Below are 19,069 nucleotides of genomic sequence, written 5' to 3' on the forward strand. Positions count from 1 at the left end.
GGAACGGTGGTGATCGCCTATTGGGCAAGAATTGCTTCGGCCAGTTCCTGATCGCTGGCCGCCAGCTCGGGGTGCGCGACACGCAACCAGTGCAGCGCCGCTTCCAGGCGCGCACCACGGATGCTGCCATCGCTGGCGACGAAGCTGGCCGCATCGCCCCGGGCATCGTGTAACAATTTGTTCTCGAACGGCGTGCTGGTCAGCTTGCTGGTGACGTAAAGGGACTTCGCGGTAAACGCCGTCGTGGTATCGAAGGCGTGCGCAGCGGGCGCCAGCAGGCAACAGAAGAGCAACGAGAACCGGTAACGCATGGGGTTGGGCGGAATAGGACTGGAACAGCCGTCAAGGCTAACGGAATGTGCGGCGCGGAGCCAGTGTGGCCGGTCGGCCAGGTCATCGCCGCAGCCGGGCGGCTGCGGCGGCGGGGCGGGCGACTCAGATGGTCAGGATCGCCTGGGCCAGTTGCATGTCGTTGGCGGCCAGGCTCGGCAGCTTGCCACGGATGTGGCGCAGTGCGGCTTCCAGGTGCGAACCGCGGATGTCGCCCTGGCTGGCGACGAAGCTGGCGGCGTCGTCGCGCGCTTCGAGGACGATCTTGTCGTCGCGGAAGGAATTGGTGATGTCCGAAGTGGCATTGGAGGTCATGCCGGTGGCGCGGACCAGGGTATCCGTGGTGACCACGAAGCTGCTGGCGAACGCGCTGGAGGCGCAGGCGAGCAGGGCAGCGGCACCGATCAGGCGCAGACGTTTCATGTGAGTTGCTCCGAACGAAGTCAGCGTAGACGGCCGCATCCGCGCGGCCGTGTCAACGCTGAGACTAACCAACTGTGCGCCACGTCACCAGCGGCTCAGCGCCAGAAAGGTTTCGAAATCTCTACGTAGCGTTCGCTCGGGCTGATCGCCAGGTCGGCGAGGTCGTGTTCGGACATTTGCGCAAGATGCTTGCGCGATTGAGCGTTTTGTCGCCAGGAATTCAATTTTTCCAGCAGGGCGGCGAGATGTGGATGGGCAGCCGGGAGACCGCTGGAGCTCCCGGCGTGCGGGTGCGGGGATGTCCTCATCGTGCGTTCCTTCCCATCCCGGGGATGGGGGCGGGGTGTGGAACCTCATGATGCGCCGGGACCGCTGGCTTGCTCAGGGGCAACCACGCGGGAGTTGGACGGAACAGTTCGGTGGCCCCGGCAACTGTTCCGCCCGGCTGTAGCGGAACTGTTCCGGTGGCTCTACGCCTGGGCGGGCTTGCGCGCGATGATCACCTGGCTCTTGGCGACCACGGCGTCCAGGGCCTGCTTGATGGCCGGGCCGCGCGGCGAGTCGAGCAGCGCCTGCCAGGTCCTGGCCCAGTGTTCGAGGAGAGGATGGTCGGGATTGCCGAAATCGACCTTGGCCTCCCAGAACAGCAGCATCCACAGCGACCAGTAGAAGCCGTAGCGGCTGTGGCTGAGGATTTCCAGGCCGGCTTCGCGCACCAGTGCGGCGAACTGCTCCTCGCCGAGCACGCGGATGTGGTTGGGCTTGCGGAAGTATTCGTCGGCGGCGAAGTCCTTCTGCAGGTCTTCCGACGTGGGATGCGGCACGCTGAGCAGATAGAGTGCGCCGGGCTGGCCGACCCGTACCAGCTCGGCGAGGAACTGCCGCGGATCGTCGACGTGCTCGATGACCTCGGTGGAGACCACCCGGGTGGCCGTGGCGTCAGCCAGGGGCAGCGGGTCGCAGTCGCTGACCAGGCATTCCAGTTCGCGGGCCGGGGTATCGGCCAGGCGCTCGCGGGTCCTGGCGATCTTTTCCGCGTCGATGTCGGCGATGATGATGCGAGCGCCGCGCATGGCGCAGAAATGAACGTTGCCGCCGTCGCCGCACCCCACGTCGAGCACGGTGTCCTCGGCGGAAATCGGAAAGCCGCTGAACAGCTCGTCGGTCTCCTGGTTGAACCAGCCGCTGAGCACCGCGTCGCGCAACCCGAGCATGTACGGGTCGACCGGCGCAGGGGCGGGTGGCGCGGCGATGGGCTCGGCGACGGGGCTGGGCGGCGAGACGATCTTCTTGAGGAAGTTCAGCATGAGGTGGCTCCGGAAGTGGTGGCGACGCGGCGGGCGGCGCTCAGGCGCTTGACCAGGCGGGAGCCCAGGTCGCGGCAGGGGCTCTCGACGAAGCGGTAGTTGAGCTCGCTGAGTACGACGATCAGGACCAGGCTGATGGCGAGCAGCGACAGGGGCCGCTCGCCGGCGTCCCAGCCCAGGCGGAAGCAGAGTTCGCGACTGAGATAGAACGCCGGGATGTGGATCAGGTAGATCGCATAGGAGCGCGCGCCGACCCAGACCAGCAAGCGCTTCAGCGGCCCGTTGGAGAGCAGGTAGTCGCGGTCGTAGGAGGCTATCCACACCAGCAGTCCGCACAATAGCGCGATGGCGCCGATCCGCACGGTGACCAGGCTGTACGCTTCGCTGGCCAGCACGCCCAGGGCCGCGGCCACGGCGGCCAGCAGCAACGGCCCGCTCCAGGCGCGGCCCAGCAGGGTGGGGTTCCAGCGGGCATAGCCAGGCTGCAGGGAGGCGAGGGCGAGCAGTACGCCGATGGCCAGGGCGTCAGTGCGCAATACCATCAGCAGCGGCGTGCGCAGGCTGAAGAACTGGACCAGCACCAGCGCCAGCAGGGCCCAGCCCAGGTAGCGACGCAGGCAGAGGATCAGCAGCGGCAGCAGGAGGTAGAACTGTTCCTCCAGGGAAAGGCTCCAGTAGACGAAGCTGGCACCGTATTCGTAGCGGTAGAAACTGTCGGCGAAGCGGAAGTTGGCGACCTGGAGGAAACCGGCGAGGCTCGCCGCGAGGTTGGCCGACAGGCTGCCGAAGGCTCCGGAGCGGTTCAGCAGCAGGCAACAGGCCAGGATCAGCGCCAGCCACAGCCAGGCCGAGGGCAGCAGGCGGAAGGCGCGGCGGATCCAGAAGTACCGCGCCTGTTCCCAGAATGCCTGGCGTGTGGGCGCCTCGCGCAGTTGCGGGATGAGGGTGCGGGCGATGACGAAGCCGGAGATGGCGAAGAACAGGTCCACGCCCCACCAGAACTGGACGCGCTGGTTGATGCCGTCCAGCAGTGTCGGGGAGCCGCTGAACAGGTTGCCGTGCAGATGGTGGAATACCACGCCGAGCACGGCCAGCCCGCGCAACAGTTCGATGTCGAGGATGCGTTTGCCGCTCATGTCCGCGACGATCCGGGGTCGAGCGGCTTGCGCGCGATGATCACCTGGCTCTTGGGCATGAAATGGTCGAGCAGGTGCTTGATCTCCAGGCCGTCGGGACGGGCCAGGAGGTTTTCCCAGAGCCGTGCCCAGTCTTCCATCAGCGCCGGGTAGGGCGGCTGGATACGGTCGCGGACGGCGCCGCCGAGCTCACGGCCGGCGGCCCGTTCGCTGGCCCAGAAGAAGATCATGCCCATCACCCAGAAGAAGCCGCTGGCCTGGCGGTGCTCGATGACCAGCCCGGCGTCCTGCACCAGGCGCGCGAAGTCGTCGCGGGAAAAGATGTGGATGTGGTTGGGCGCCCGGAAGTAGTCGGCCGGGGCGATGCCCTGCTGCAGGTGTTCGCCGACCGGGTCCGGCACGCTCAGCAGGTACTGCGCGCCAGGGCGTCCGAGACGCACGAGTTCGTCCATCACCCGCGCTGGGTTGGCCACGTGTTCGAGCACTTCCATGCACACCAGCTTGTCGGCGCAGGCGTCGCGCAGCGGCAGCGGGTCGCTGTCGCTGACCAGGCCGGTGAAGGGCCGCCGGGCCACCGCCTCGACCTGCTGCGCCAGGCTTCGCACCTTGTCCTCCTCGCTGTCGGTGAAGATCACCGAAGCGCCCTGGCGGGCGGCGAAGAGGGTGGCGACGCCTTCGCCGCAGCCGAGATCGAGCAGGGTGTCCTGGGCGCCGATGGCGAAGCCGGCGAGCAGTTCGCCGGTTTCGCTGCGGAACCAGCCATCCAGCACCGCATCGCGCAGACCGCACATGCGTGGCGACACCGGTTCGCTCGCCGCAGCGGGACGGGAACGCCAGCGTTGGAGCAGGGCGCGGATCATGCCGGGATGCTTTGCAAGGCGGCGGGGTCGCCTTGTGCCGCTTCGTCGAGGAAGCGACGCAGGCGCTCCACGGCCAGCTTGCGGCTGCAGAAGCGTTCGAGGCTGGCGCTGGCATGCGCGGACATGCGTGCGTAGCGCTCCGGCTCCTGGCGAGCGACCTCGAAACTGGCCCGGTAGGCCCGGCACAGCGACTCCCAGTCGGTGATGTAGCGCAGCGTGCGGTAGGCCGCGCGCGGGTCGTGGGGCCAGGCGGTGGCTTCTTCCGAGGAGTCGACGATGAAGGCGTTGTCGGCGTCGATGTAGTCGATCATCGCGGTATTGCGCGGAGCCACGGCCGGCTTGCCGCTGGACATGAATTCCATCAGCGGCAGGCATTGGCCTTCGCCGTAGGAGGTGTTCACCACGTAGCTGGTGGCCTCGACCAGCCGCTCGTAGTCCGGGTCGGCGAGGTAGCCGTGGATCAGCACGATGCGGCAGCGGTAGGACTGGTTCTTGTACAGGTGGTGAAGCATGTCGGCCAGCGCTTCGCCGACGTTGTGGTGGGTCAGTTTCAGCACCAGGGTGGCGTCGGGCTCGTCGCGGAAGGTGGCGCAGAACGCGCTGATCATGTCCTGCCAGTTCTTGCGCCCGTCGTAGGGGTTGAACACCGAGGTGTAGATGACCCCGTCGAGGCTCAGCTCGACCTGTTTCGCCGCGCGGTCCGGCAGGGCCAGGACCTCCGCCGACGGCTCGGGGTCGGCATGGACGGCCAGGTCCAGCTGGCGGCTGTCCACCAGCAGGCCGTCCAGGCGCAGGCGCACATCCCGGGCTTCGGGACGGCCCGCCTGCTGCGAGGCGCGGTTGGCGAAGCGATCCCAGACCGGCGCCGGCACGCTCAGTACAGGGTAGTCGCGACCCATGGCGGCGCGCACCACGTCGACCGTGAAGCTGGAGTGGGTGATGGCCCGTCCGCTGTGGCGCAGCACATGTCGCCAGTCGTGGCGCGGTTCGCCGTGCCAGGTTTCGCTGGGGAGGGTGCTGAACTCCCAGGCGAACACCGGGATGGTCGGGCAGGCATGGTGGATCGGCGTGCGATGGGGCGGCGAGAAGGAGAGGAAGACGCAGGGTTCGCCGCGCTTGCGGCAGTCGTGGTAGAGGCGGTCCACCAGTTCGTCGGGATCGCTGACTTCGACCACCTGGCCGATCTCTTCCAGCAGCGGACGGAATTCCTTGAGGACGAAGTAATAGCTGTACTCCGGGCGCCCGAGGTTCTGCCGGATGGTGGTCTTGTTGGTCTCGGAGTGAATGATGATCAGCATGGAACGTTGCCTGTGGCGGTGGCCGCCAGTTCGACGCCGGGCGCAGGGGTTGCCTTGCGGGCGGAAAGGAAGGGTTCCAGGCGCTGGCGGACCACGTCGCCGGCGCAGTAGCCGCGCATGCGTTGGTTGGCCGCGGCGGACAGTTGCCGATAGCGCTCCGGCTGTTCCCGGGCTACCCGGTAGCTCTCCAGGTAGGCCTCCTTCAGGGACTCCCAGCTCGGCCGGTAGCGCCGGGTGCTGTACAACCGGCGCGAATCCTGCGGCCAGGCCGCGGGCTCCTGGCTGGAGCGGACCACGAAGCCCACCTGGGCGTCCATGTAGTCGGCCATCGCCGAATGGTCCGGAGCGATCGCCGGGGTGCCGCAGGACATGAATTCCATCAGCGGCAGGCACAGGCCCTCGCAGCGCGAGGCGTTCACGTAGTAGCTGGCGGCTCCGTACAGGCGGGCGTACTCCGCGGCATCGAGATAGCCGTGCAGGGCGATGACCCGGCAGGCGAATGGCGACAGTTGGGAAAGCAGGGTGAGCAGTTCGACGTGGTAGGTCGTCAGGTCGCTCTGGGTCATCTTCAGCACCAGCGTGGCATCGCTGGTGTCGCGGAATGCCCAGCAGAAGGCGGTGATCAGGTGATGCCAGTTCTTGCGCCCGTCCAGCGGATTGAACACCGAGACGTAGACCACCCCGTCCACGACGACCTGCTGGTGCTGGTCGACGTCCGGCAGCAGCGCCGGCGGATGCTCGGGCTCGGCGGGCGGTATCGGCTCGATGGCCTGGGGCAATGGCTCCGGCAGCGTTTCCAGCGCCGTTGGTGGGGGCGGCAGCGGCCGGCGCAGGTGACGGAACAGCCAGCGGCGTACCGGTATGGGTACCAGGTCGCTGACGGCTTCCCGGTACCACAGCAGCAGGTAGTGCTTGCTGATGACCAGTCGGCGCCTCCAGTCGAGAGGAACCGGCTCTGGCTCTGGTTCTGGCTCAGGGACCGGTTCGGGCTCGGGCTCGGCGGGCGTCTCGGGGAGGACCTCGAGGATCTCGTCCTCGGTCTCTTCCATGATCGGTGCGATGAGGCCGTCGGCGGAAAGGCCCAGCAGGCGGCTGTCGATGACGCAGCCCTTGAGTTGCAGGGTCTCGCCGGACTTGACCGGATTCCGTTCGCCTTGCTGGCGGATCGCGGCGAAGTCCTCCCAGATCGGCGTCGGCAGCGCCAGTACCGGAAAATCTTCGCCCAGCACCCGGCGAACCGCGCGGGCAGTCTGCTCGGAGAGGGTGATGGCTGCGCCATGGCCGGCCAGGACCTGGCTCCAGTCCTGCGCCGGATCGCCGTCCCACGCCACGTCGGGAATCGACTCGAACTCCCAGGCGACCACGCACAGCATCGGGCATTGCAGGCCCCGCGCCGCCTTGTGCGGCGGGGTGAAGGAGAGGAACAGGCAGTCTTCGCCCTGTTCATGCAGTTGCCGGTAGAGCGGGTCGACTTCGTCCGTGCTCTGTACCAGGTGGACCTGTCCCAGCGATTCGAGGATTGGCCGGTAGGCCTTGAGGACGAAGTAGTAGCTGTATTCGGGGCGACCGAGGTTGTGGCCGATCGAGCGCTCGTTGATATCCGAGTAAAGGATGAAATTCATGGCATCTCGTGATGAAACTGCCCGTTCGACAGCTTGGTGGTGATGAGCGAGGCCAGGCGCTGCTTCGTTGTCCGGAAGCCTTCCCGGCGGACTGGTCGACCCATCGTGTTCTTGTTCTGTTATCGCGACCGCGACCTGTTCGATCAACAGAACAGGAGGCAGTCAAGCACGAAATCGAGAGGCATTCTAAACATACCTTTCGCAAAAACGTGAAGGCTGACGGAGAAAACGTCATGCCGTTCGAATGAGAACCTACCGGTCACGAATAAGCGGTTGAAATCGGCGCATTCTTGGCACAGATTGGAGCGCGATAATCAGAACAACACGCTATCCGGCATGACCTCTGGAACGTCGTATTCCTAGGAAGAGCGTCGCCGAGCGTAGCATCAGATAAAAGGCCCGCTTCCTTGACTCAGCGTCTGTTCGTCACCGGGCTCTCCGGTTTCGTAGGCAAGCATCTTCAAGCTTATCTGGCAGCGGCCCACACGCCGTGGGCGCTCCTTCCCGTACCGCATCGTTACGACCTGCTGGAGCCGGATTCGCTGGGCGACCTCTGGCCGGAGCTGCCGGATGCGGTCATCCACCTGGCCGGGCAGACCTACGTGCCGGAGGCCTTCCGCGATCCTGCGCGGACCCTGCAGATCAACCTCCTTGGCACCCTGAACCTGCTCCAGGCGCTTAAGGCGCGGGGTTTCTCCGGTACCTTCCTGTACATCAGCTCCGGCGACGTCTACGGCCAGGTGGCCGAGGCGGCGTTGCCGATCCACGAGGAACTCATCCCCCACCCGCGCAATCCCTATGCGGTCAGCAAGCTGGCGGCCGAGTCGCTGTGCCTGCAGTGGGGTATCACCGAAGGCTGGCGGGTGCTGGTGGCGCGACCGTTCAACCATATCGGGCCGGGGCAGAAGGACAGCTTCGTGATCGCCAGCGCCGCGCGGCAGATCGCCCGGATGAAGCAAGGCTTGCAGGCCAATCGGCTGGAAGTGGGGGACATCGACGTCAGCCGTGATTTCCTCGATGTCCAGGACGTGCTGTCAGCCTATCTGCGCCTGCTCTCCCACGGCGAGGCGGGCGCCGTCTATAACGTCTGTTCCGGGCAGGAGCAGAAGATTCGCGAGCTGATCGAACTGCTGGCGGACATCGCCCAGGTCGAGCTGGAAATCGTTCAGGACCCTGCCAGGATGCGCCGCGCGGAACAGCGGCGGGTTCGCGGCAGCCATGCGCGACTGCACGACACCACGGGCTGGAAGCCTGAAATAACCATAAAACAGTCCCTGCGGGCGATCCTGTCCGACTGGGAGTCACGGGTACGAGAAGAATGACAAGAAGTGCACTGGTAACTGGGATCACCGGTCAGGACGGAGCGTACCTGGCCAAGCTGCTGCTGGAGAAGGGCTACCGGGTCCACGGCCTGGTGGCGCGGCGCAGCAGCGACACGCGCTGGCGCCTGCGCGAACTGGGGATCGAAGGCGATATCCAGTACGAGGACGGCGACATGGCCGATGCCTGTTCGGTGCAGCGCGCGGTGATCAAGGCGCAGCCGCAGGAGGTCTACAACCTGGCGGCACAGAGCTTCGTCGGGGCTTCCTGGAACCAGCCGGTGACCACCGGCGTCGTCGACGGCCTGGGCGTGACCCACCTGCTCGAGGCGATCCGCCAGTTCAGCCCGGAAACGCGCTTCTACCAGGCTTCCACCAGCGAGATGTTCGGCCTGATCCAGGCCGAGCGCCAGGACGAGAACACGCCGTTCTACCCGCGCAGCCCCTACGGCGTGGCCAAGCTCTATGGCCACTGGATCACCGTCAACTATCGCGAGAGCTTCGGCCTGCACGCCTCCAGCGGCATCCTGTTCAACCACGAATCGCCGCTGCGCGGCATCGAGTTCGTCACGCGCAAGGTTACCGACGCGGTGGCCCGCATCAAGCTCGGCAAGCAGCAGGAATTGCGCCTGGGCAACGTCGACGCCAAGCGCGACTGGGGCTTTGCCGGGGACTACGTCGAAGCCATGTGGCTGATGTTGCAGCAGGACAAGGCCGACGACTACGTGGTGGCCACCGGTGTCACTACCACCGTGCGCGACATGTGCCAGATCGCTTTCGAGCATGTGGGCCTGGACTACCGCGACTTCCTCAAGATCGACCCGGCGTTCTTCCGGCCCGCCGAGGTCGACGTGCTGCTGGGTAATCCGGCCAAGGCCCAGCGTGTGCTCGGCTGGAAGCCCAGGACCAGCCTGGACGAGCTGATCCGGATGATGGTCGAGGCGGACCTGCGACGCGTTTCCCGGGAGTAAGCCATGCTGATTCCCGTGGTGCTTTCCGGCGGCGCCGGTACCCGCCTTTGGCCGGTGTCGCGTGAAGGACAGCCGAAGCCGTTCATGCGCCTGCCCGATGGCCAGACCCTGCTGGGCAAGACCTACCGACGTGCCGCCGGGCTCCTGGCCGGGCATGGCGAAATCGTCACGGTGACCAACCGCGAGCATTACTTCCAGAGCAAGGACCAGTTCCAGGCGGCCCGCCTGGGGCGGCATCGGGGATATTTCATCCTCGAGCCGACCGGGCGCAACACCGCTCCGGCGATTGCCGTCGCCGCCCTGGCGCTGCAAGCCGAACATGGCGACGCGGCGGTACTGGTGGTGATGCCGGCGGATCACCTGATCCGCAACGAGGAGGCCTTCCGCGAGGCGGTAGGGCATGCCGCGCGTCTCGCCGTCGCCGGGCACCTGGTTACCTTCGGCGTGGTGCCGGACGCAGCGGAAACCGGTTTCGGCTATATCGAGCTGGGCGACCGGCTGGACGAGCAGGGGGCGGCCAAGGTGCGCCGCTTCGTCGAGAAACCCGATGAGGAAACCGCCCGTCGCTACGTGGAAAGTGGCGGTTTCCTGTGGAACTCCGGGATGTTCTGTTTCACGGCCTCGACCCTGGTCGACGAACTGGCGCAGCATGCCCCGGCCCTGCTGGAGCAGGCCAGGGCCTGCCTGGCCGCCAGTGCGGCGGTGAAGATGGCCGATGGCATCCAGCATGAGCTGGCGGGCGAAGCCTTCGCCGCGCTGCCGGACATTTCCATCGACTATGCGCTGATGGAGCGCTCCGCGCGGGTCGCCGTGGTGCCGGCGGCCTTCGACTGGAGCGATATCGGTTCCTGGGGCGCGATGAGCGCGCTGCTCGACGCGGACGCAGAGGGCAATCGCGGCAGCGGCGACACCCTGTTCGTCGACACCCGTAACACCTTCGTGCAGAGCGACGGGCGCCTGGTCGCCACGGTCGGGGTCGACGACCTGGTCGTGGTGGATACTTCCGATGCGCTGCTGATCGCCCGCGCCGACCGGGTCCAGGAGGTGCGCAGGGTGGTGCAGCGGCTGAAGGACGAGCGGCACGAGGCCTATCGGCTGCATCGGACCGTCAACCGTCCCTGGGGCAGCTATACCGTCCTCGAGGAGGGGCCGCGCTTCAAGATCAAGCGAATCGTGGTCAGGCCGGGAGAGCGCTTGTCGCTGCAGATGCACCATCACCGCAGCGAGCACTGGATCGTGGTGCAAGGCATGGCCAGGGTCACCAATGGCGATGGCGCGCGGCTGGTCAACAGCAACGAGTCGACCTACATTCCCGCGGGCCACCGGCATCGCCTGGAAAACCCGGGGGTCATCGACCTGGTGATGATCGAGGTGCAGAGCGGCGAATACCTGGGAGAGGACGACATCGTCCGCTTCGAGGACCAGTACGGCAGGGTGGTCTGATGCTTCTTGGCTTGTCTCGTTCCTTGTGGGGCTATCGTGGCTTCGTTCTCGGCAGCGTCAAGCGCGAGTTCCAGTCGCGCTACCGCGGGTCGCTGTTCGGCGCGTTGTGGACGGTGCTCAATCCGCTGTCGATGATCGTCGTCTACACGGTGATCTTCTCCCAGGTGATGCGCGCGCGCCTGCCGGGGGTCGACGACGGCCTGGCCTACAGCGTCTATCTCTGCGCCGGCCTGCTGACCTGGGGCCTGTTCGCGGAAATCACCTCGCGCAGCCAGAGCATGTTCATCGAGAACGCCAACCTGCTGAAGAAGATCAGCTTCCCGCGCATCTGCCTGCCGGTCATCGTACTGCTCAACGCCGGGGTCAATTTCGCCATCATCCTCGCCTTGTTCCTCGGCTTTCTCGCCCTCAGCGGGCGCCTGCCGGGCGCGGCATTGCTCGCGCTGGTGCCGCTGCTGGCGATCCAGGTGCTGTTCGCGGCGGGACTGGGGATGATCCTCGGGGTGCTCAACGTGTTCTTCCGCGACGTCGGCCAGTTGTTCGGCATCTGCCTGCAGTTCTGGTTCTGGCTGACGCCGATCGTCTATCCGATCGGCATCCTGCCCGAGGGTATCCGCTCGCTGATCGAACTCAACCCGATGACCGCGCTGATGCGCAGCTACCAGCAGCTGTTCCTCCACGGGCAATGGCCGGACTGGCCTTCATTGCTGCCGATCACCCTGCTGGCGCTGCTGCTGTGCGCGCTCGGCCTGCGTCTGTTCCGCCAGCGGGTCGGCGAAATGGTGGATGAACTCTGATGGGACAGATACGCGTATCCGGCCTCGGCAAGGCCTACAAGCAGTATCCCAATCGCTGGAGCCGGTTGTTCGAATGGCTGGTGCCTTTCAGCCCTCCGCGCCACCACCTGCACTGGATCCTGCGCGAGGTCGAGTTCACCATCGAGCCGGGCGAAGCGGTCGGCATCGTCGGGGTCAACGGCGCCGGCAAGAGCACCCTGCTGAAGATGATCGCCGGCACCACCCAGCCGACCTGCGGCGAGATCCGCGTGGCCGGCCGGGTCGCCGCGCTGCTCGAGCTGGGCATGGGCTTCCACCCGGACTTCACCGGCCGGCAGAACGTCTTCATGGCCGGGCAACTGCTGGGCATGCAGGTCGAGGAAATCCAGGCGCTGATGCCGGAGATCGAGGCCTTCGCCGAAATCGGCGAGGCCATCGAGCAACCGGTGCGCACCTACTCCAGCGGCATGCAGATGCGCCTGGCGTTCAGCGTGGCGACTGCCCGGCGGCCGGACATCCTGATCGTCGACGAGGCCCTGTCGGTTGGCGATGCCTATTTCCAGCACAAGAGCTTCGAGCGCATCCGCAGTTTCCGCAAGGCCGGCACCACCCTGCTGATCGTTTCCCACGACCGCTCGGCGATCCAGTCCATCTGCGACTCCGCGATCCTCCTGGAGCAGGGACGGATGGCCATGCGCGGGCGGCCGGAAGAAGTGATGGACTACTACAACGCCCTGCTCGCCGAGCGCGAGGGGCAGACCGTGCGCCAGGAAATGCTCGCCGACGGCCAGGTGCGGACGATTTCCGGCACCGGCGAGGCAGCGATCCTCGACGTACGGATGGTCGACCAGCGGCAGCGCGCGCTGGAGGTGGTCGAGGTAGGCCAGGCGGTGACGCTGGAAGTCGAGGTCGAGGTTCGCCAGGACATCGAGCGGCTGATCCTCGGCTTCATGATCAAGGACCGCCTCGGCCAGCCGATGTACGGGATCAATACCCACCGCCTGGACAAGGCCCTCACCGACCTGAAGGCCGGCGAGCGCATCACCTACCGCTTCGCCTTCGACATGCGCCTGGGCAAGGGGCACTACTCGGTGGCGCTGAGCCTGTCGCGGCTGGACTCGCACCTGGACCGCAACTTCGAATGGCGCGACTACGGCCTGGTCTTCCATGTCATCAACAACCGCCAGGAAGACTTCGTCGGTTGCTCCTGGCTGGGCGCCGAAACCCATATCAGCCGCTCCGGCGAGGCGGCTCTGGACCCCACTTCCGCGGAGAGCACTCCATGACGCGTCTGTTGGTCGAATGCACCTATGTGTTCGAGCATCCCAAGGTCAATTCTGGTATTCAGCGGGTGGTGCGCAACGTCATCCGCGAGTTGCCGGAAGCCGACGAGACGGTGGAGTGCATCCCGGTGGCAATGCTCGACGGCACCCTGTATCAGGTCCACAGCCTGGCGCCGCTGGACCCGCGGCCGCATTCGCCGCTGGTACGCCTGCGCATCCTGGTGGAGCGAGCCGCCAACTACTTCTGGCTGGGCCAGCGCACCCTGGAAAAGCGCCGCCCGTTCCGTTCCTCGCCGTGGGCCCGGCGCCTTCTCTATGTAGCCTGCCGCCTGTTCGCCTTCGCCTTCCTCAGCATTCCGCTGCGCCTGCTCGACCGCATCCTCGGCAAGCAGCAGCCTGCACCCGTGCGCGCGACCCCGCTCGAACATCGGGCCGGCGACCAACTGGTCTTGCTGGACTCCTCCTGGCACGCCGATTTCTTCCCGCTGGCGGAACGCCTCAAGAGCGAGGGCGTGGGCATCGTCTCGGTGATCTACGACCTGATTCCCCTGACCCATCCGCAATTCTGCGATGCCGGACTGGTCAAGGTGTTCAACCACTGGTTCGACTGGATCGCGGCCACCGCCGACGGCTACGTCGCGATTTCCGAGACCATCCGCGACGAAGTGCGCGCGGAGATGCTGCGGCGCATCGGCCCGGAGAAGGTCGCGCAACGCTGGTTCGATTATTTCCACCTGGGTTCGGAGCTGGACCTGGTGGAGGACGGCGCCTCCGTCGAGCCCGATCTGCTGCGCATGTTCAAGGCCAAGGCGCCGGTATTCCTGATGGTCAGCACCATCGAGCCGCGGAAGAACCACGGTTACCTGCTGGATGCCTTCGAGCGTGCCTGGGCCCAGGGTTCGCAGGCGCGGTTGTGCATCGCCGGACGCATCGGCTGGAAGTGCGAGGCGCTGGTGGAACGGGTGCGGCAGCATCCGGAGCTGAACAAGCGCCTGTTCATGTTCAACGACCTCTCCGACAAGAGCCTGGAGTACGCATACTCCCATGCCGCATCGCTGGTCTTCCCGTCCTATGTGGAAGGTTTCGGCCTGCCGCTGGTGGAGGCCATGCAGCGCGGCCTGCCGGCGATGGGCAGCGACATCCCGGTGTTCCGCGAGATCGGCGGCGAATTCATGGCCTACTTCGACCTCGCCGATCCGCAGACCCTGGCGAACCTGGTCACCCGCTTCGAAGCCACGGGCGAGTTCCCGGCCGAGCGACCGGTCGGCGAATGGCGCTGGATCGGCTGGCACGAGGCGAGTCGGCAACTGATCGCGCGGATCCTGCTCGCCCTCGGCAAGGCCCCGGCGCATGGCGAGGCAGTACATGCGGATTGCGGTTAACGCGCGGATTCTCCAGGCGCCGCGGACCGGCATCGGGCATTACCTGGTCGAGTTGCTGGGCGCGTTGCAGGCGCACGCGGACTTCGAGTTTTCCCTGTTCCATGGCTGGGGCTGGAGCGGCGACCTGCCGGCGGCGGCGCTGCCCGGCTATTCGCGTCTGTCGCCCTGGCTGCGCAACCTGCCCGGAGCCTACCGGGCACGACGCTGGCTGGAGCAGCGGCGTTTCGATAGCGGTCGGCCGCCGGTCGATCTCTACCATGAGCCCAGTCTCTGGCCGCTGGACTTCGACGGGCCGATGCTGATGACCCTGCACGACCTGACCCACCTGCATTATCCGGCGACGCAACCCGCCGCCCGCTTGCGCGAAATAGAACGCCGGCTGGCGCGCGGGATGGAAAAGGCGCGGTTGATCCTGACCGACTCGCAGGCGATCGCCGACGAGGCGCAGGCGTATTTCGGCCTGCCGCGCGAGCGCTTCGTGGTGGCGCCCCTCGGCCATGCCGCGCGGTTCCGTCCGCGGGACCGGGAGTCCCTGCGCGAGCCCTTGCGCGCGCATGGCCTGGTGCCGCGCGGGTATTTCCTCTGCGTAGGAACCCTCGAACCGCGCAAGAACCTGTCGCTGGCCCTGCGCGCCCATGGGCAACTGCCGGCGGCGGTCCGCCAGCGTTTTCCGCTGATGATCGTCGGCATGCCGGGATGGGAAAGTCGCTCGCTCGACGACGAACTGCGCCAGGCGCTGGCTTCGGGAACGGTGCGGCTGCTCGGCTACCTGCCGGACGAGCGGGTCGCCGAGTTGATGTCGGGCGCTCGGGCGCTGGTCTTCCCCTCGATCTACGAAGGCTTCGGCCTGCCTGTGCTGGAAGCCATGGCCAGCGGCACGCCGGTATTGCTCACGCGACTCTCCGCAATGCCGGAGGTGGCCGGCGAGGCGGGCAGCTATATTGACCCGGATGATGCCAATGGGCTATCTGACATGCTGGTCCGCATGACCGAGGATACCGTCTACTGGGAGTGCTGCCGGGAAGCCGGCCTGCGACGGGCGGAGCAGTTTTCCTGGAAGCGTTGCGCGAATCTCACCGCTGCAGCCTATCGTCGTGCCGTGGAGGGCTGAATGCGGGTACTGCACTTCTACAAGACCTACCTGAGCGAAACGGTAGGCGGGATCGAACAGGTGATCTTCCAGCTTTGCGAGAGCAGCGGGTCGTGGGGGATCGACAACCACGTCCTGACCCTGAGCAGCGACCCGCATCCGCCTGTCGTGCCCTTCGGCGGACATGTGGTGCATCGCGCCAGGCTCGACCTGCAGCTCGCTTCCACCGGGTTTTCCCTGAGCGTGTTCAAGCAGTTCCGCGAGCTGGCGGCGGAGGCGGACGTGGTCAACTACCACTTCCCCTGGCCGTTCATGGACCTGGTGCATTTCCTCACCGGTATGAACAAGCCGAGCGTGGTCACCTACCATTCGGACATCATCCGCCAGCGCGTCCTGTTGAAACTGTACCGGCCGCTGATGAGTCGTTTCCTCCACAGCGTGGATCGCATCGTCGCAGCCTCGCCCAACTACTTCAGTACCAGCGACGTGCTCCGCCAGTACCGAGAAAAGACCCGGGTGATCACCTACGGCCTGGACAAGGACGGCTACCCGAAGCCTGCGACACAGCGTCTGGAGCACTGGCGAGAGAAACTCGGGCCGCGGTTCTTCCTGTTCGTCGGGGTGATGCGCTACTACAAGGGCCTGCATATCCTGCTGGATGCGTTGCAGGGCACCGATTACCCGGTGGTGATCGTCGGTGCCGGGCCGTTGCAGGCCGAGCTGTATGCCCAGGCCGCGGCGCTGGGGTTGCGCAACGTGCACTTCCTCGGGCGGGTGGACGACGAGGACAAGGTCGCCCTGCTGCAACTCAGCTACGCCATGGTCTTTCCGTCGCACCTGCGTTCCGAGGCGTTCGGCATCTCCCTGCTGGAGGGCGCGATGTACGGCAAGCCGATGATCTCCAGCGAGATCGGCACCGGCACCAGCTACATCAATATCCATGGCGAGACCGGCCTGGTCGTGCCGCCCAGCCAGCCGGCCGCGTTTCGCCAAGCGATGCGCTGGCTCTGGGAGCATCCGCAGCAGGCGGAGGAAATGGGCAGGAACGCGGAGGCCCGCTATCGGCAACTGTTCACCGCCGAAGAGATGGGGCGTCGCTGGAGCGAGCTGTACCGTGAACTGCTGGAGGAAAAGGCTTCTTCCAGATACGTGAAGGCCGCTCGGTAAGGAGCGGCCTACGGTACAGTTCAGGCTGGGCCGAACCGGGGCGTTACAGTATCGCTTAGCGCCAGAACGGCTTGTTCAGCTCGGCGTAGCGCTGGGCTTCGCTGATGCCGGCGTCGGCGAGCAGGCGGGAGTCCAGGCGGGCCAGCTGGCGACGGCTCTGGATGCGGCGCTGCCACAGTTTCATGGTGCCCAGCAGGCTGCTGCTGCGGCGGTTGGAGCGAGCGATGTCGAAAGTGTTGGAACCGAGGGTACGTTCCATGATGTGTCGATCCTTCCCACTTGTGGTGGGTAGTCAGGTTGCTAGTGATTAACTGAGCAATATGATCTGACTAACAGGTCAACAAGAATAGGAACAGTTGCGGAGAATTGCGTTGGATCACCGGGGTGTGTTTCCGAACTGTATGGGTTGTTTCGGTGCGTAACTGTACCGCTCTGCACCGTCATGGTGCGTTACCGAAAGAAACAACGAAGTGTTACAGCAGGAAAAGCGGAAGGGCCGAGTCGGCGTGTTGCGATGGCGGCAAGAGAAAAGGCCGCCGAAATATGTTTTTACGTGGTTTTTTCTGCCCTGTCCAGACGCCCGGAAGAATTAATCGTCCGGGCGCTGGAAATAGTTGCGGATGAAACGGTTCAGCCTCAGCCGGCCAGCATGTGTCCGCGTTCTTCCAGGTTCAGGTGCCAGGCCAGCGCCTCGCGCAACAGATGCGGCGTGTGGCCGCCTTTCGCGCAAGCCGCCTCGAAGTAGTCCAGCAGCGGTGCCTGGTAGGACGGGTGGACACAGTTCTCGATGATCACCCGGGCCCGTTCGCGAGGCGCCAGGCCGCGCAGGTCGGCGAGGCCCTGCTCGGTGACGAGGATGTCGACGTCGTGCTCGGTGTGGTCGACGTGGCTGACCATCGGCACCACGCTGGAAATGTTGCCGCCCTTGGCGATCGACTTGGTGACGAAGATCGCCAGGTGCGCGTTGCGGGCGAAGTCGCCGGAGCCGCCGATGCCGTTCATCATCTTGGTGCCGCCGACGTGGGTCGAGTTGACGTTGCCGTAGATGTCGAACTCCAGCGCCGTATTGATGCCGATGATGCCCAGGCGACGGACCACCTCGGGGTGGTTGGAGATTTCCTGCGGGCGCAGCACCAGCTTGTCCTTGTAGCGCTCCAGGTTACCGAACACGTCGGCGTTGCGCCGCGGCGACAGGGTGATCGAGCTGCCCGAGGCGAAGCGCAGCTTGCCGGCGTCGATCAGGTCGAAGGTCGAGTCCTGCAGCACTTCGGAGTACATGGTCAGGTTCTCGAACGGCGACTCGATCAGGCCGCACATCACCGCGTTGGCGATGCTGCCGATACCGGCCTGCAGCGGGCCGAGGCTGTTGCTCATGCGCCCGGCGTCGACCTCGCGCTTGAAGAAATCGATCAGGTGGTTGGCGATGGCCTGGGTCTCGCCGTCCGGCGGCAGCACGGTGGATGGCGAGTCCGGCTGGTCGTTGATGACGATGGCGACGATCTTCTCCGGCGGGATCGGGATCGCCGTGCTGCCGATGCGGTCGTCGACGCGGGTCAGCGGGATCGGCGTGCGGGTCGGCCGGTAGGTCGGGATATAGATGTCGTGCAGGCCTTCCAGGTTGGTGCTGTGGGCCAGGTTGATCTCGACGATGACCTGCTTGGCGAAGATCGCGAAGCTCGCCGAGTTGCCCACCGAGGTGGTCGGCACGATGTGGCCCTGCTCGGTGATCGCGGCGGCTTCGATGACGGCGATGTCCGGCAGCTTCAGCTGGTGGTTGCGCAACTGCTCGACGGTTTCCGAGAGGTGCTGGTCGATGAACATCACTTCGCCGGCGTTGATCGCCTTGCGCAGGGTGCTGTCGACCTGGAACGGCATGCGCCGGGCGAGCACGCCGGCCTCGGTGAGCTGCTTGTCGAGGTCGTTGCCGAGGCTGGCGCCGGTCATCAGGCTGATACGCAGCGGACGTTCCTTGGCGCGCATGGCCAGCGCCTGGGGTACGGCCTTGGCCTCGCCGGCGCGGGTGAAACCGCTCATGCCGACGGTCATGCCGTCCTGGATCAGGTCGGCGGCTTCGGCCGCACTCATCACCTTGTCGAGCAGGGAGGGCAGGCGCACGCGATCACGGTACATGGAACGAACCTCAGACGACGAATTATTAGAGGCCGCCAGTCTAGGGTTTCCGCGATTTTTCGCCTTTATACCAAGGTCGAAGCGCCATTCAGCTGGCTTATGGGCGGATTGCCAGGACCACCACGCCCGCTGTCACCAGGGCTACGCCGAGCCATTGGCGCAGGTCCAGGCGTTCGCCGAGGAAGGCCACGCCGAGCAGTGCCACCAGCACCACGCTGAACTTGTCCAGCGGCGCCACCAGCGACGCCGGGCCGAGCTTGAGGGCGCGGAAATAGCAGATCCAGGAGGCACCGGTGGCCAGCCCGGAGAGCACCAGGAACAGCCAGCTGCGCGGCAGGATGCTGCCCGGGGCCTGGAACTTGCCCAGGACCGCGAGGATGCCGCCGAGGGTGACGAGGATCACCAGGGTGCGGATGAAGGTGGCGAAGTCCGAATCGACCCGGTCGAGGCCGATCTTGGCGAAGATCGCGGTCAGCGCGGCGAACAGCGCCGAAAGCAGTGCCCAGAAGGCCCAGGATGCCAGCATGTCGTC

19 protein-coding genes are annotated in these 19,069 nt (G+C 65.8%); 8 read left to right on the plus strand and 11 right to left on the minus strand.

What is annotated here, in order from left to right:
• Window positions 1-17: 17 nt before the first annotated feature.
• From HMPREF1224_RS27950 to HMPREF1224_RS27985, 8 genes are all read right to left on the minus strand, one after another.
• A complete protein-coding gene (locus tag HMPREF1224_RS27950; protein ID WP_010793624.1) occupies window positions 18-311 on the minus strand; it encodes a DUF2388 domain-containing protein in 294 nt (97 codons plus the stop codon).
• A gap of 124 nt (window positions 312-435) precedes the next feature.
• Entirely contained in the window at window positions 436-753 is a 318-nt protein-coding gene (locus HMPREF1224_RS27955) for a DUF2388 domain-containing protein (protein ID WP_003096907.1), read from the minus strand.
• 95 nt (window positions 754-848) lie between these two features.
• Complete coding sequence (locus HMPREF1224_RS27960; RefSeq protein ID WP_003121364.1) at window positions 849-1,061, minus strand: DUF1127 domain-containing protein; 213 nt, start codon at window positions 1,059-1,061, stop codon at window positions 849-851.
• A 162-nt stretch (window positions 1,062-1,223) separates the two neighbouring features.
• Complete coding sequence (locus HMPREF1224_RS27965; protein ID WP_003118464.1) at window positions 1,224-2,060, minus strand: class I SAM-dependent methyltransferase; 837 nt, start codon at window positions 2,058-2,060, stop codon at window positions 1,224-1,226.
• Window positions 2,054-3,196: an acyltransferase family protein gene (locus tag HMPREF1224_RS27970; RefSeq protein WP_010793625.1), complete on the minus strand. Its 1,143-nt coding sequence runs from the start codon at window positions 3,194-3,196 to the stop codon at window positions 2,054-2,056. Before HMPREF1224_RS27970 ends, HMPREF1224_RS27965 begins: the two co-directional genes overlap by 7 nt.
• On the minus strand, window positions 3,193-4,056 hold the full coding sequence (locus HMPREF1224_RS27975) for a class I SAM-dependent methyltransferase (RefSeq protein ID WP_009316023.1): 864 nt from the start codon (window positions 4,054-4,056) through the stop codon (window positions 3,193-3,195). Before HMPREF1224_RS27975 ends, HMPREF1224_RS27970 begins: the two co-directional genes overlap by 4 nt.
• The gene (locus tag HMPREF1224_RS27980; RefSeq protein WP_003125903.1) at window positions 4,053-5,354 is read right to left on the minus strand and encodes a glycosyltransferase; all 1,302 of its coding nucleotides are present in this window, start codon (window positions 5,352-5,354) and stop codon (window positions 4,053-4,055) included. The genes HMPREF1224_RS27975 and HMPREF1224_RS27980 overlap by 4 nt, the downstream gene beginning before the upstream one ends.
• Entirely contained in the window at window positions 5,348-6,976 is a 1,629-nt protein-coding gene (locus tag HMPREF1224_RS27985; protein ID WP_010793626.1) for a glycosyltransferase, read from the minus strand. Before HMPREF1224_RS27985 ends, HMPREF1224_RS27980 begins: the two co-directional genes overlap by 7 nt.
• 407 nt (window positions 6,977-7,383) lie before the next feature.
• Here HMPREF1224_RS27985 and rmd point away from each other — a divergent pair, with 407 nt between their 5' ends.
• The 8 genes from rmd to wbpZ are packed head-to-tail and all read left to right on the plus strand — an operon-like array spanning window position 7,384 to window position 16,407.
• Complete coding sequence (gene rmd, locus HMPREF1224_RS27990) at window positions 7,384-8,298, plus strand: GDP-6-deoxy-D-mannose reductase (RefSeq protein WP_003114107.1); 915 nt, start codon at window positions 7,384-7,386, stop codon at window positions 8,296-8,298.
• Window positions 8,295-9,266, plus strand: coding sequence for a GDP-mannose 4,6-dehydratase (gene gmd, locus HMPREF1224_RS27995; protein WP_003096890.1), 972 nt, complete (start codon window positions 8,295-8,297; stop codon window positions 9,264-9,266). Before rmd ends, gmd begins: the two co-directional genes overlap by 4 nt.
• Before the next feature lie 3 nt (window positions 9,267-9,269).
• Entirely contained in the window at window positions 9,270-10,709 is a 1,440-nt protein-coding gene (locus HMPREF1224_RS28000; RefSeq protein WP_003161109.1) for a mannose-1-phosphate guanylyltransferase/mannose-6-phosphate isomerase, read from the plus strand.
• Entirely contained in the window at window positions 10,709-11,506 is a 798-nt protein-coding gene (locus HMPREF1224_RS28005) for an ABC transporter permease (protein ID WP_003096887.1), read from the plus strand. Before HMPREF1224_RS28000 ends, HMPREF1224_RS28005 begins: the two co-directional genes overlap by 1 nt.
• The gene (locus HMPREF1224_RS28010) at window positions 11,506-12,771 is read left to right on the plus strand and encodes an ABC transporter ATP-binding protein (protein WP_003142110.1); all 1,266 of its coding nucleotides are present in this window, start codon (window positions 11,506-11,508) and stop codon (window positions 12,769-12,771) included. Before HMPREF1224_RS28005 ends, HMPREF1224_RS28010 begins: the two co-directional genes overlap by 1 nt.
• Complete coding sequence (locus HMPREF1224_RS28015) at window positions 12,768-14,150, plus strand: glycosyltransferase family 4 protein (RefSeq protein WP_003096882.1); 1,383 nt, start codon at window positions 12,768-12,770, stop codon at window positions 14,148-14,150. The genes HMPREF1224_RS28010 and HMPREF1224_RS28015 overlap by 4 nt, the downstream gene beginning before the upstream one ends.
• Window positions 14,134-15,261, plus strand: coding sequence for a glycosyltransferase family 4 protein (locus HMPREF1224_RS28020; RefSeq protein ID WP_003102573.1), 1,128 nt, complete (start codon window positions 14,134-14,136; stop codon window positions 15,259-15,261). Before HMPREF1224_RS28015 ends, HMPREF1224_RS28020 begins: the two co-directional genes overlap by 17 nt.
• The gene (gene wbpZ / locus HMPREF1224_RS28025; protein WP_003114105.1) at window positions 15,262-16,407 is read left to right on the plus strand and encodes a D-rhamnosyltransferase WbpZ; all 1,146 of its coding nucleotides are present in this window, start codon (window positions 15,262-15,264) and stop codon (window positions 16,405-16,407) included. It begins immediately after the preceding gene.
• A 55-nt stretch (window positions 16,408-16,462) separates the two neighbouring features.
• On the opposite strand, the gene HMPREF1224_RS28030 is transcribed toward wbpZ, so the two are convergent.
• The 3 genes from HMPREF1224_RS28030 to HMPREF1224_RS28040 form a co-directional block, all read right to left on the minus strand.
• Window positions 16,463-16,666: a DUF1127 domain-containing protein gene (locus tag HMPREF1224_RS28030; protein ID WP_003096877.1), complete on the minus strand. Its 204-nt coding sequence runs from the start codon at window positions 16,664-16,666 to the stop codon at window positions 16,463-16,465.
• A 377-nt stretch (window positions 16,667-17,043) separates the two neighbouring features.
• A complete protein-coding gene (locus HMPREF1224_RS28035; protein WP_003096875.1) occupies window positions 17,044-18,537 on the minus strand; it encodes an acetyl-CoA hydrolase/transferase family protein in 1,494 nt (497 codons plus the stop codon).
• Window positions 18,538-18,634: 97 nt separating this feature from the next.
• Window positions 18,635-19,063 (minus strand): EamA family transporter, encoded by a 429-nt coding sequence (locus tag HMPREF1224_RS28040; RefSeq protein ID WP_003114104.1) that lies wholly within the window; start codon window positions 19,061-19,063, stop codon window positions 18,635-18,637.
• Window positions 19,064-19,069: the final 6 nt, after the last annotated feature.

This window comes from Pseudomonas sp. P179 (genome assembly GCF_000478485.2).
Taxonomy (GTDB): domain Bacteria; phylum Pseudomonadota; class Gammaproteobacteria; order Pseudomonadales; family Pseudomonadaceae; genus Pseudomonas; species Pseudomonas aeruginosa.